The sequence below is a fragment of the Paenibacillus amylolyticus genome (assembly GCF_050990605.1).
In the GTDB taxonomy this organism is placed as follows: Bacteria; Bacillota; Bacilli; order Paenibacillales; family Paenibacillaceae; genus Paenibacillus; species Paenibacillus amylolyticus_H.
The window spans coordinates 4,739,817-4,754,896 of the sequence record NZ_CP158832.1 but is presented as its reverse complement, the minus strand read 5'-3'; the positions used below and the strand labels follow the sequence as shown (position 1 = coordinate 4,754,896).

Sequence of the window (15,080 nt, the reverse complement as noted above, 5' to 3'; positions counted from 1 at the left end):
GCGGGAGGTAGTCATGTTTACCAAAAAATTCAATACACTGATTGAAGTAATACAAGACCGGAGTAACTCAGCAGATGAAGGAATTCTCTTTATTGATAGTGATAAATCAGAGAGTTTTTTTCCATATCGACAATTATACATTGAATCATGCAGATATCTCGCTTATTTGCAAAAAGAAGGCCTTCAACCAGGACAAGAAGTCATTTTTCAAATTCAAAATAATAAATTATTCGTTATTGCTTTCTGGGCATGTTTATTAGGGGGAATGATCCCCGTTCCAATAAGCATTGGAGAAGATGATGAACATAAATTAAAACTGTTTAAAATTTGGGATATCATGAGCTGTCCTCATTTGATTACTACTGAGAAAGCCTTAAACAGTATTAAAAAATTTGTGCAAAAGCATTCTTCTTTAAATATTGATGAGATGTTGGAACGTACGAGTTCTATCAACGATACATCTTATCCCGATGGCTTATACACCCTTAACACTCCTTCTCAAGACGATATAGCCTTTATACAATTTTCATCAGGATCAACAGGGGTCCCGAAAGGGGTAACATTAACACATAAAAACTTAATTTATAATATCAGTGGGGTTGTAAATAACACCCAAATTAATGAGAAAGACTCTTTTCTTTCATGGATGCCTTTAACACATGATATGGGTCTGATTGGCTTTCATTTAGTTCCTCTGGTAGTAGGAATTAATCAATACATTATCCCTACAGAAGTGTTTATCCGAAAGCCAATCCTCTGGCTAAAAAAAGTGGATGAACATCGAGCAACCATGATTTCATCTCCAAATTTCGGTTACGGATATTTTCTTAAATTCTATAACCAAGAAAAAGACTATAAATGGGATCTATCATGTGTGAGGATTATATATAATGGTGCTGAACCTATCTCAACTGAAGTATGCGGTCAATTTTTAAACACATTATCCGTATATGGCTTAAAAAGAGAAAGCATGTTTACAGTGTATGGGATGGCTGAAGCTTCCGTAGCGGTTTCTTTTCCGGAGTTGTCAAAACCAATAAAAACGATATATGTAGACAGAAACCATTTAAATACAGGAGATTTTGTAAAAGAAGTGGAAATAACAGATGCTCGTGCAGTTTCATTTGTTGAAGTAGGCAAAGCCATTGATTATTGCGAATATAGAGTTTGTGGCAATGACAACGAGGAAATAGCTGAGAAGATGATTGGTAATATTCAAATTAAAGGGTTAAATGTGACTAGTGGCTATTATAATCATCCAGAAGCTTGTAACGATATTATAACCAGAGATGGTTGGCTAGACACAGGAGATTTAGGTTTTATAAATGAAGGTAATCTTGTGGTAACTGGTAGATCGAAAGACATTATTTTCATTAATGGAAAAAATATATACCCTCAGGATATTGAGCGTGTTGCTGTTGAGCTAGAAGGTATAGAGCTTGGTAGGGTAGCTGCTGTTGGTGTTTATAATAAAACAGAATGTTCGGAAGAAATAATTGTATTTGTTGTTTTCAAAAGAAAAACCGATGAATTCATATCCTTGTCAAAAACGTTAAAGAGGCATCTATTTCAAAAAGGTGGATGGAATGTCGAGGTAGTTCCAATTCGAAAATTGCCTAAAACAACGAGTGGAAAAATTCAAAGATATCAATTATCAGAACGATATTCAGCAGGTGAGTTTCTAGCAGATATTCAAAAATTGAATGAGCTACAGGTAAGTGATGAAATACTAAAATCAAATTCTTCTCTTCATCATATTAAAGAGAAATTATCAAAGCTTCTAATTGAGGTTTCAGGGAGAAAATCCGTGAATATGGAAGAAAGCTTTTTTGATTTAGGTGTAAATTCCCTAAAACTCGTTCAAATCTTAGATATTATCGAAAATGAGTTTAAAATGAGTTTAGAGATTTCGGAACTTTTCTCATACCCCTCAATAACGAAACTTGCTCAACATATCTATGAGAGTAAGCAAGAGGATCCGATAGAAGGACACAGCAATGCAGAGGCAAAAGATAAAAAGGATATTGCAATAATAGGTATGGCTTTGAATGTACCGGGTGCAACAGATTTAGATGCCTTTTGGGAAATGATTCAAAAAGGAGAACACCAATTAACTGAATTTCCGAGTAATCGAATTGAGGATGCTAGGTACTGTGCCAATTTGATTGATCTTAATCTAGAAGAGACTCCATTAAAAAGAGGAGGGTATCTACATTCAATCGATAAGTTTGATTATGGATTTTTCGGAATTACTCCAAACACAGCTCGATTGATGGATCCAAGTCAGAGGTTATTTCTCCAGACTGTGTGGCATACTCTCGAAAATGCTGGGTATGCAGGTAACAAGATTAAAGCAGGGAAAACTGGTATTTATGTTGGATATTCTAAAGTAGGATTTGATTATGAACGGTTAATTACTTTGAATGACTATAATGAACTCTCAGCGGGAATTGTAGGAAACTTACCATCCGTTTTAGCTAGTAGAATAGCATATTTTCTAGATTTAAAAGGACCAGCAGTTACTATCGATACCGCTTGTTCTTCATCACTAGTAGCGGTGCATCTGGCTAGCCAAGCAATTATGAATGGCGATTGTGAAATGGCAATTGCAGGTGGAGTTCGAATTAGTTTATTACCTGTTGCGACTGGATTAGATATTGAATCCGCTGATGGATTAACTAAAACTTTTGATGCTCAGTCTGATGGTACCGGAATAAGTGAAGGGGTTGGGGCAGTTCTTTTAAAGCCTTATGACCAAGCGGTTAAGGATGGAGATCATATTTATGCGGTATTAAAAGGAAGTGCAGTCAATCAGGATGGTAAAACGATTGGAATTACGGCGCCCAATCCGTTATCTCAAACCGAAGTTATTGTAAGTGCATGGAATCAGGCTGGGATAGACCCTGAAAAAATTGATTTTATTGAAGCACACGGTACAGGCACCAAATTAGGTGATCCCGTAGAATTTAAAGCATTATGCAATGCGTTTAACCAATTTACGGATCAAAAACAATTTTGTGCTTTAGGATCTGTTAAGAGCAATATCGGTCATTTATTTGAGGCGGCTGGTATAGTGAGTTTCATTAAATCAGTATTAATGTTGAAAAACAAGAAGGTGCCTCCCCTTGTACATTTTGAAAGTCCTAATCCGCATTTAAAATTAGAGTCTTCTCCGTTTTATATAAGTAAAAATTTAGCGGAATTTGATGTAGAGCAGTCCCCCTTAGTGGGTGGAGTCAGTTCCTTTGGATTCAGCGGTACTAATGCTCATGTAATATTGCAAGAATACGTATCCCATCCTTTGGAATTGAATGAGAGAAAAGAAGAAAAGAATCCTCACTATTTGTTAGCGTTATCTGCAAATAATGAGGATTCTTTGTCTACGCTCATTAAACGTTATTTGAATTATATGGAGCGAGATCACTCATGGAATCTACTAGATATTTGTTACACAACGAATACTGGCAGACCGCATTTGCAGTTTCGTGCAGCAATTACCACCACCAACAAAGAAGATATGCTTACCAAATTAAGATTACTTTCTGAGGACAAGAAAAATATTGAAGGGATTTATCTGGGAAATGTAAAAACATATACGGATTATTCAAAACTCAAAGAACAAGTCTCGGGGGTCCTTTCAAACGAAGAGCTTGCACAACATCGATCAGAAAAAATAGCGGAGTTATATATTTTAGGAGCCGATATCAGTTGGGAAGGTTTTTTTGAAGGGGAATTTTATGAAAAAGTTCCTGTTCCATCATATCCATTTGAAGAAAAGCGTAGTTGGATAGAACCTAAACTTAACAAAAATTTTGGGAATATTTATAGGAGGAGTAATCAGTTGGGAGATAACATCACCACAATTAAAACCTTTATCCATACTATTATCTCTAAAGTATCAGGCATATCAATTCAGGATTTAGACGAAAACACTCATTTCATCTCTATGGGTTTAGATTCTATTTCACTAGCTCAAGTAAGAAATGAGATTTCAGAAAAGTATAGTCTAGATATACCTATAGGTAATTTTTTTGATTCCATCACTAATATAAAATATCTAATTGAATTTATTTCAAATCATAGCCATGCTCAGTTTGAAGTTGAGTCCACTTCACTACAATTAACTTCAAAATCTTCTCAATCTCACATGGAACCGACAATTAAAGAGAAGAAGGAAATGGAGGGTTCATCTGATCTATTGGAACGAATTATTTCTTCACAAAATGAACTACTAAAATCTCAAAATGAAATTATAAGTTCTACATTACATGCACAATTAAAAGTCATTAGCCAATATACAAGTATAGATACCTATGGTATTGAACAATTGAAACAAGAAGTAGCGGCTACAACAGCTTCAGAGTCTAAGGTGAAATCACAAGTGACTGCTCAGCTGGAGACTAAACCATTTGTACCGTATCAATCGCAAGATTTCCAAACAAAAATAGATCTAACCCCAAAACAAGAACGTTACCTTGAAGACTTTGTGAATAAATATGTAAGGAAAACGAAAAAATCGAAAGAGTATACTGCTCAAAATAGACTTATCCATGCGAATAACAGAAACTTAGCTGCTTTCAGAATGGTTTGGAAAGAAATGGTCTATCCAATCATAGGACATTCTTCGCAAGGATCTAAAATATGGGATGTAGACGGAAATGAATACATCGACATCACAATGGGTTTTGGTGTGAATTTGTTTGGACATAACCCTGACTTTATTACGAACTTAATGGTTAAAGAAAACCTGAATACCCTACCTGCTCTTGGACCTATGTCAAATATTGCTGGAGATGTGGCTGAAGGAATTGCAGCACTAACTGGTGTAGAACGAGTTGCATTTTACAATTCTGGAACAGAAGCTGTGATGGTCGCTCTCCGTTTAGCTAGAGCGGTAACGGGTCGACGAAAAGTCGTGATATTCTCAGGCTCGTACCATGGTACCTTTGATGGTGTTCTGGGTATAACTAATCTTTCAGATGATACGTTTACTGCTAGACCAATGGCTCCTGGGATTAATCAGAACTTTATGGAAGACCTGATCGTTCTAAACTATAACCAAGAAGAGTCTTTAAAAATAATCAAAAATCTTGGTCATGAAATATCTGCTGTGTTGGTAGAACCTGTTCAAAGTCGACGTCCTGATGTGGCACCTGCAGAATTCTTGCTGAAACTAAGAGAAATTACTGAGACCACAGGTACTGCACTTATTTTTGATGAAGTGATTACGGGGTTTAGAATTGGTCTTGGCGGAGCTCAAGAGTCATTTGGAATTACGGCTGATCTTGTTACTTATGGAAAAGTAATTGGTGGAGGTATGCCCATTGGGGTTGTAGCTGGAAAGTCCAAGTTTATGAATGCGATAGATGGAGGTACATGGAATTTCGGAGATCTGTCTTTGCCGGTCGATGAAGCAAAACGAACCTTTGTTGCAGGCACATTTAATACTCATCCTTTGACAATGCGTGTGACAATGGCTGTTTTGGAAAAGTTTAAGTTTGAGGGTGAAGGACTAATCACAAAACTTAATAATCATACAAATAATTTAGTGAACCAGTTAAATCAGATTTTTATCAAGGAAAAAGTAGCAATACATGTCGTGAATTATGGGTCATTATTTAGATTTGTATGCTCTATTGATAGTGATCTATTTTTCTACCACCTAATGTATAAAGGGATTTATGTATGGGAAGGAAGAAATTGTTTTCTCTCCACGGCGCATACTAACGAAGATATAACTAAAATCATCGATGCTGTCCAAGAAACAATAAGTGATCTTCGTAGAGGAGGCTTTTTACCAGAATCACCTCAAATCCCTCCTAATGGGGGAAACAAGGCGAATTACGAAGGGTCTCTAAAAACAGCTGATCTGTCTCAAGAACTTACATTAACAAATGAGCAGAAGCATATTTTATTGGCGTCACTTTCAGACAAGGAAGCTTCTATTGCTCTTAGTGAGTCTATCCTGTTAAAAATGAAAGGGAAGTTAGATGTACACTTACTAAATCAAGCTTTTAATCAGGTTGTTGAACGTCATAGTCTTCTGCGAGCAAAGGTTGATATTGAAAAAGAAAAATTAATTATCCAGGAAAAAATATCTGTAAATATAGGTCAGACTGACTTCACACAAATAGCAGCAAGTAAGGAAGAGAAGGTATCTGAGTGGTTAGAGAATGATGCATTGAAAACCTTTGATCTTGAAGGGGATGACCGTCTTTTCAGAATAAATGTGCTACAGTTAGAAATTGACGAGTTTTGGTTTGTATTAACCATCCATCATATTATTGCGGATGGCTGGTCTATTGAAGTAATTCTTCAGGAAATGGCTAATTCATATACGGCATTAGTGCATAAAAATCATCTTTTGTTGCCTGAATCAGCCTCATATGCTCAATATATTGATTGGCAACAATCAATACGTGAGAAAGATGCGTTTAAAGAGGCAACCGCTTTCTGGAACATGGAGCTGGATCGTGCAATTCCTGCTCTAGTCTTACCGACTCAACCGTTGGAACGGTCTAAATCAGGATATCGTGGCGCGAAACATACCTTGAAGATAGATTCCGCACTAACCCAAGCTTTAAGAACGTTTAGTGCAGAAGTAAGTAATACTCTGTTTGTAACATTACTAGGTGCATTCAGTCAATTTATGCAGTCTATCACAAATCAAAATCATATAACTATTGGCATACCAACGGCTGGACAACTTCAATTGAGTAATCATTATTTAGTAGGTCCATGTGTAAATGTAATTCCGTTGTCTTTTACGAGCCATAGCAATGATCAATTATCTTCTTATATGGAACATATCAAAACACGGTTAGACAATGTGTTGAAACATCAATATGTACCGATGGCAGCAATTGCTGAAGAGCTCACAACACCTTTTTATCCTGAGATAAATGTAGTATTTAATATGGACAGACCAATAAAGAGTGTTAAATTGGACGATATCTCTACTCAAATAGGGGAGTATCCGACTAAATATGTTGCATATGATTTGTTTCTCAATGTTATAGATTACCGGGATGAATTGTATATTGATTTTCAATACAATACGGAGTTTATTACAGATGAGATAATAAAGATGTGGGTAAATGGATTTTCCGAGCTTTTGAATGAGATGATAAAACGAGGAGCTTCTGGTAGTAGTGCTATTGATATGTTCACCATTGAACAACATGATAAATTAGACAAGCTGTACGAAGCAATGCAATCGCTTCATGTTGGAAAAAGTACTGAAAAAGAAAAAAGTGATTTTGGCAAGCCAGAGAATGTACTGGAAGAAAAAGTGCTAGAAATATGGCAAACAACCGTAGATAGAAATGTAATTAGTCGAAATGATAATTTTTTTGCCATTGGAGGTAACTCCCTTAAAGCAACCATCATTTTGGCAAAGTTAAATAAGGAGTTTGGAATAAATGCAACAATTGGAGTTTTATTTAAAAACCAAACGATAAAAGAGTTGGCTGAATGGATATCAAATAATGAGGCGGAAATGGGATTGCCAATACCCATCTTAAGCTCAAAGAATGATTATGAAACTTCGCCTGGACAGCAAAGAGTTTATTTCTTGCATCAGATGGATCCAACAAGTTTGTCACAAAATATGGTCCAGAGATTCATACTATCTGGGAAACTAGATGAAAATCATTTTGTTGACTGTCTGGAAAAAGTAATTCGTAGACATGAGGCCTTTTTTACTTTTTTCTATGTAGTAGAAGGTGAAATAAAACAAAAAGTTGATATGAATCTTCCATTTAAGGTAATACGAACAGAAATGAGTATTGGTGATTTTGAGGAACATAAAAATCAATTTGTTAAATCATTTGATTTATCTCAAGCACCTCTTATTGAAGTAGAGCTCGTAAAAATAGAGGAAAGTCATCATGAATTACTCATTAATGTCCATCATATTATTACAGACGGATATTCTCTGGGTATTTTACTCGAAGAGATCAAGCAAGTTTATGAAGGTGCTATACTTCCTGAAGTGGAGATTCATCATAAAGATATCGTAGCATGGCAAAACTCTAAATTCTCTGAACTTGAAACTCATGAAAAATATTGGATAGATGTTTTTCAAGGAGAACTACCAGTTTTGCATTTACCATCTAACTCATCAAATGTGATTTTAAATGATGACAGAAAAGGAAATCGAATGTCTTTTGCCATAGATGAATCATTTTTAGTTCAACTTGAATCATTAGCTCAAGAAACGAACACTACGTTATATATGGTTTTATTATCGGCATACAATATATTACTTTATAAGTACTCAGGGCAAGAAGATATCATTGTAGGAACATCACTTTCAGGTCGAAATCATGAAAGTAGTGAAAGAACAGTAGGCTTATTTATGCAAACATTGGCTCTACGCAGTCAACCAAGTGGAGACAAGACGATAAATGCATATTTAGAGGAGATCAAAACGCATACAATTGATGCTTTCGAACATCAGGATTATCCATTTGACTTAATTGTAGAAAAACTCTCTATCGAAAGAAATGGTACTGGGAAAGCCCTTTTTAATACCATGTTTATACTACAAAATATCGCATTAGAAGAAGTAAGTTTTGGGGATCTCATACTAAAGCCAATTGAAATCCATTCAGGAGACCCTTTATATGATCTCTCTTTAATCGTGGACGAATATGATAATTCTTTGGTAGCAAATATTGATTTTAATAGTAGTCTATATTCGATTAGTACAATCGAGGGTTTATTTAGTAACTACTTAAATATTCTGAAGGGCATGGTATATAACCATAAGATTTATATTAAAGATTTAGATATGATTACCAGAGAGGAGAAGCAAGCACTTTATGCATTTAATCCTGTACGTACGGATTATCCAAGAGAAAAAACAATTCATGGATTATTTAAAGAACAAGTAGATCGAACACCAAAAGGTATAGCTCTCATTTACAAAGATAAGAAGGTAACTTATCAAGAACTGGACAGAAATGCAAACAAAGTTGCAGCCTTTTTGCAGGAAAAAGGAATTTCTCGTGGAGATATTGTTCCGCTGATGATGGAGCCATCGATAGAGATGATTGCTGGTGTACTGGGTGTATTAAAAACCGGGGCAGGATACTTACCTATCGATCATGAATATCCGATGCAACGCGTCAAATTTATGCTTCAAGACAGTGCAGGTACGTTACTCCTAACAGGAAGTAATCATTTAAAGAATAAAGAAGAACTTGGAGTTGAAGTAGTAGAATGGTCTGACATTGAATTAACAAACTATGATTTTTCAGCTACCGAATCATATGGGGGACCACATGATATAGCGTATGTAGTATATACCTCGGGTTCTACCGGAAAACCTAAAGGAGTTATGATTGAACATACGTCATTAATTAATATGTCTACGTGGTATCAATCGTTTTATGAGATTGAGGACAAGGATTGTATCAGTAAATATGCAGGATTCGGATTTGATGCATCAGCATGGGAAATGTTCCCATGTTTAATTAGTGGTAGTACATTGTGTATTGTTCCACAAGAAATACGTTTAGATGTTGTGCAATTGAACGAATATTTCGAAAATAACAACGTTACTATTTCTTTTTTACCTACGCAAGTATGTGAACAATTTATGCGATTAAATAATACATCTCTACGTATACTACAAACTGCTGGTGATAAATTGAAGCATGTACAGAAACATCCTAACGTAGCCTATGAATTATTTAATAATTACGGTCCGACAGAGAATACAGTTGTAGCAACAGCATTTAAAGTGGATGGTGCTTATGTAAATATCCCAATTGGGAAACCGATAGCTAACACGAGTATTTTTATCAGGGATAAAGATGGAGCTTTAGCAGCTGTAGGGGTACCAGGGGAGCTTTGCATAGCGGGAGAAAATTTGGCAAGAGGTTACTTAAATCAGCCTGAATTAACAGCTGAAAAGTTTGTTACCAATCCATTTGGATCCGGAAAGATGTATTGTTCAGGAGACTTAGCGAGATGGCTTCCTGATGGAAACATTGAATTTTTAGGTCGGATCGATGATCAGGTGAAGATTAGAGGGGTCCGTGTGGAACCGACGGAGATTGAAAGAATCCTGATCTCGTATGAGGAAATCCAGACTTCAACAGTGCAGACAGTAGAACATAAAGACCAACTATTTTTATGTGCGTATATTGTCGCTAATCAAATGGTAGAATCACAGGTGCTCCGTGAAAGATTAGCCACTGTTCTTCCAATCCATATGGTACCTTCCTATTTTGTGTTTATGGATCAGCTACCCATAACACAAAACGGAAAGCTAGATAAAAAAGCATTGCCTACTCCAAAAATTACGGTTATTGATGAATATGTTATGGCTAGTAGCGAAACTGAGCTTAAATTGGAAAATATTTGGTCATCAGTATTAGGAATTGACAAGATCGGTATCAGATCAAATTTCTTTGAATTAGGGGGAAATTCTCTTAGTGCCATACATCTGGTTTCAGCAATTGAAGAATCACTGTCTGTTCGCGTTACTTTGCAAGATTTCTTTAATGCAGCGACCATTGAAAAGCTAGCAGTATTAATTGACGCTAGTGAGAAGCATAAGATTAAAAATATTATTACAACTACAAAAGATGATAAATATGACGTTTCCTTTTCCCAAAAGAGAATGGTGCTATTGAATGAACTTGAGGGTGGCGGAGTGGCATATAACATGCCTGCATTACTAGAGTTAAGAAAGGGGACAGATGTTGAAAAGATTGAGGAGATTCTTAAACACTTAATTAAACGTCATGATATTTTAAGAACCTCATTTTTAATTGAGGATGGCAGGCCGGTTCAAGTTGTACGTGATGATGTTCCTTTTACTATGGAAAAACACTTCTGCACTAAATCGACAGGAATGGAGGAGCTACTTTCTCAGTTCGTACAACCATTTGAACTAAACAGTGCTCCTTTGCTTAGAGTTAAATATGTTAAAGATGAACAAGGTAAAGAATTCCTGTTGACAGATATGCATCATATAATCTCTGATGGTTTATCTTTCAAGATATTAATGAGTGAATTAGCTGGATTATATAGAGGCAAGATATTACCTGAGTTGAAGCTACAGTACAAAGATTATACTTCATGGTTACATGAGAAAGTGAATTCAGGAGTGTGGGAGGATCAAGAAAATTACTGGGTAGAATCATTAAAAGGTGATCTTCCTGTACTCAATTTACCAACAGATTTTCAAAGACCAATTCAAAGAAGATATGAAGGAAACACACTGCGTTTAGAAATCAATCAGGATTTGTATAAAGGACTAGACTCATACGCTGCAAATAAAGGCATCACTGTGTATATGGTATTGTTCACAGCTTTGAACACATTGCTCTATAAATACACGGGACAGGAAGATATCATTATTGGAACACCAGTGGCTGGCCGTACAACTCGGGAGCTAGATGGTGTATTAGGTATGTTTGTTAATACACTTGCACTTAGAAATAATATCACGGGAAGTAAAACTTTTGCACAGTTGCTTGAGGAAATTAAAGTCACAGTCTTGAAGGGTCTAGACAATCAAGAATATCCTTTGGAAATGCTTCTTGAAAAAGTGAATGTTCAAAGAAATAACAGTCGCAATCCACTATTCGACGTTATGTTCAGTATGACTTCGGATGTTGATTCAGTAAATGAACCTTTCGAAAGTATAAATCATGTGTCGACAAAAGAAAGTAAGTTCGATCTAACTTTTAATGTTCTAGCTGAAGAAAAAAGAATGGTATTAGAAATCGAATATGCGACTTATTTGTTCGAAGAGAAAACAATTCTTCAAATGTGCAAAAACTTTACTAGTATCTTAGAAAAAATTGTTATGGGATATGAGCATGTTTCTTTATGTGATTTAGAAATGCTTAGTCCAGAAGAGAAACAGAAATTATACTCATTAAATCCTACGCGAATTGAATATCCAAACGATAAAACAGTTCATGACCTATTTAGAGAACAAGCAGAGCGCACTCCAGATGATATTGCTTTAATCTTTATGGATCAAACCATGACTTATCAAGAACTGAACACATTGGCCAATAAAGTAGCATCATTTTTAAGAGAGCGAGGGGTTACTCGAGGGGATATTATTCCGCTAATGTTTGAGCCTTCACTAGAAATGATTGCGAGTGTCTTTGGCGTTTTAAAGACTGGAGCAGCATACTTGCCTATCGATCATGAGTATCCAGTAGAGCGTGTGAAATTTATGCTTGAGGACAGTGGTAGTACCCTTTTTATCACGGGAGACAGATGCATAAGTAATAAAGAATCATTTGGAGTAGAAGTGATAGAATGGTCTGCAATTGATTTCTCTAAATACACTGCTTCAGATTTTGATTCCGTTGGGGAACCTAACGATCTTGCCTACATTATTTATACTTCTGGTTCTACAGGAAAGCCGAAGGGAGTTATGATCGAGCATACTTCCCTAATTAATATGTGTACATGGAACCAAACGTTTTATGAGATTGAACGAAATGATTGCGTCAGTAAGTATGCGGGATTTGGATTTGATGCATCAGTGTGGGAGATATTCCCTTGTTTAATCACTGGTAGCACATTGTGTATTGTTCCACAGGATATACGTTTAGATATTGTGCTATTAAATGAATATTTCGAAAAGAATAAAGTCACTATTTCTTTTTTACCGACACAGGTATGTGAACAATTCATGCAATTAGAAAATAAAACATTACGTATAATGCAAACTGCTGGGGACAAGTTGAAACACTCTCAAAAGCATCCTAACGCAAGGTATGTATTGATTAATGGTTATGGACCTACGGAATATACCGTTGGGGCAACATTATTCAAAATTGATGGAACTTATGCAAATATTCCTATCGGCAAACCTGTAACCAATACAAACATCTATATCCGTGATAAGGATGGAAATTTGGCTCCGCTTGGCGTACCTGGGGAGCTGTGTATTGCAGGAGATAGCCTAGCAAGAGGATATTTAAATCAGTATGAATTGACGAATGAAAAGTTTATTACCAATCCATTTGGACATGGGAGAATGTATTGTACTGGAGACCTAGCACGATGGCTTCCTGACGGAAACATTGAATTTTTAGGTCGGATCGACGATCAGGTCAAAATACGTGGTGTACGCGTAGAACCTGGAGAAATCGAGCGTGTTCTAATATCGTATGAAGAAATTCAAACAGCAATAGTTCAAGCAATTCAACATAATGATCGGTTATTTTTGTGTTCGTATATCGTTGCAAATACAGAACTGGAAACACAGATGCTTCGAGAAAGATTATCCAGCGTCCTTCCGATCCATATGATACCTTCTTATTTTGTGTTTATGGATCAATTACCATTAACACCTAATGGGAAGATTGATAAAAAGGCACTACCTTTTCCAGATTTCAAATCAAGTATTGAATATACAGCGCCTACAATATCAGTGGAATTCAGTTTGGTAAAAGTGTGGGAAGAAGTATTAGGGGTTGAATCGTTTGGTGTTAATCACAATTTCTTTGATATGGGCGGAGATTCAATTAAGGCATTACAAATAGTCTCGCGTCTACGAAATTATGGGTATCATACTGAAGTGAAGGATATTTTTTCCTACCCAACAGTTAAATCTATAAGTAAGCATGTAACATCCATTGTTCGTCATATCGATCAATCACAGGTCGAAGGAGAAGTGGAACTAGCGCCAATTCAACAGCAATTTTTTGAACGTGATTCTTCTACCTACCATCACTTTAATCAGTCAATAATGCTATATAAAGAAGAAGGATTTGACGAAAATAGTGTGAATTTAGCGTTGGAAAAACTAGTAGATCATCACGATGCATTAAGAATGGCGTACCATTTAGACGAATTGGGGAATATCAAACAGTGGAATCGTAAAAATAGTCTTGAAATGGATTATTTCCAATTTGAGATCTTTAATCTAATCAATGATCCTTCTCAGGAGAAAAGAGTTGAGGAACATGCGAATATGCTACAACGTCGATTTAATATTTTTGGCGGACCCTTATTACAAGTAGGATTATTTAAGACTGAATCTGGAGATCACCTTTTAATTATTGCCCATCATTTGGTAGTAGATGGTTATTCTTGGCGGATAATAGTGGAAGATTTTTTGAGTGTTTATGAACAATTTCTTAATAACCAAACGCCAATGTTACCTTTAAAAACAGATTCGTACCAAACTTGGGCTAAAGGGTTAATTCATTACGCACAAAGTAAACATCTAGAAGATGATTTGCTTTACTGGACCAAACTTGAAAAACTCCAAGTTAACAAACTTCCTATTAATCAACAATTTGGTACTGATTGCTACAGGGATAGTTATACTCTGGTTCAAAGATTAGATATTGAAACTACAAAGAGATTAACTAAACAGGCCCATTTAGCATATAACACTGATACTAAGGATCTCTTACTCACCGCTTTAGGATTATCTATAAAAGAATGGTTGGGTGTTGAGGAGTTTTTTGTTGATTTAGAAGGTCATGGAAGGGAAGATATTTCTGATCAGATTGATATCTCAAGGACTGTTGGTTGGTTCACTTCAGTGTATCCTTTTATGATTAAGCATCAAGGGAATAATGAGTTAAGCTATTTCATTAAAGAAATTAAAGACGGTATTAGAAGGGTTCCTAAAAATGGTTTTGGATTTAACATCTTAAAATATATTAATACTTCACTAACTAGCTCAGCAATTAAATCAGATATCGTATTTAATTATTTAGGAGAATTCGATCAAAATCTATCGAGGTCTTTAACTTCTCAATATCCTATGGGAGATGAAATGGGACCTAACTTAGAGAGAAGCCATAGTATTGAGATCAATTGTATGATTTTAAACGGTGAAACTATTTTACGATTCACATATAACAAAAATCAGTTTGAAGAACAAGAATTCACCAATTTCTCTGAACTATTTATTAAACATCTTCTCCTCCTCATTGATTATTGTTGTAATTTGCAATCTAGAGAAAAGACAGCATCAGATTTTACGTATAAGAAATTATCTCAAAACCAGTTAAGTATGATTATGGATTCACTCGAAAAAAAATAATCGTTAAACAAATGGAGAAAGGGTTGACATTCTA

1 protein-coding gene is annotated in these 15,080 nt (G+C 35.6%); it reads left to right on the top strand.

From position 1 onward, the window contains the following. Positions 1 to 13 precede the first annotated feature (13 nt). Positions 14 to 15,046, top strand: a complete 15,033-nt coding sequence (locus tag ABTV53_RS20930; RefSeq protein WP_433746030.1) for an amino acid adenylation domain-containing protein — start codon at positions 14 to 16, stop codon at positions 15,044 to 15,046. Positions 15,047 to 15,080: the final 34 nt, after the last annotated feature.

What these genes read in the sequence shown, in the direction of transcription:
- ABTV53_RS20930 (WP_433746030.1), top strand. Translation starts at nt 14, where the DNA reads ATGTTTACCAAAAAATTCAATACACTGATTGAAGTAATACAAGACCGG.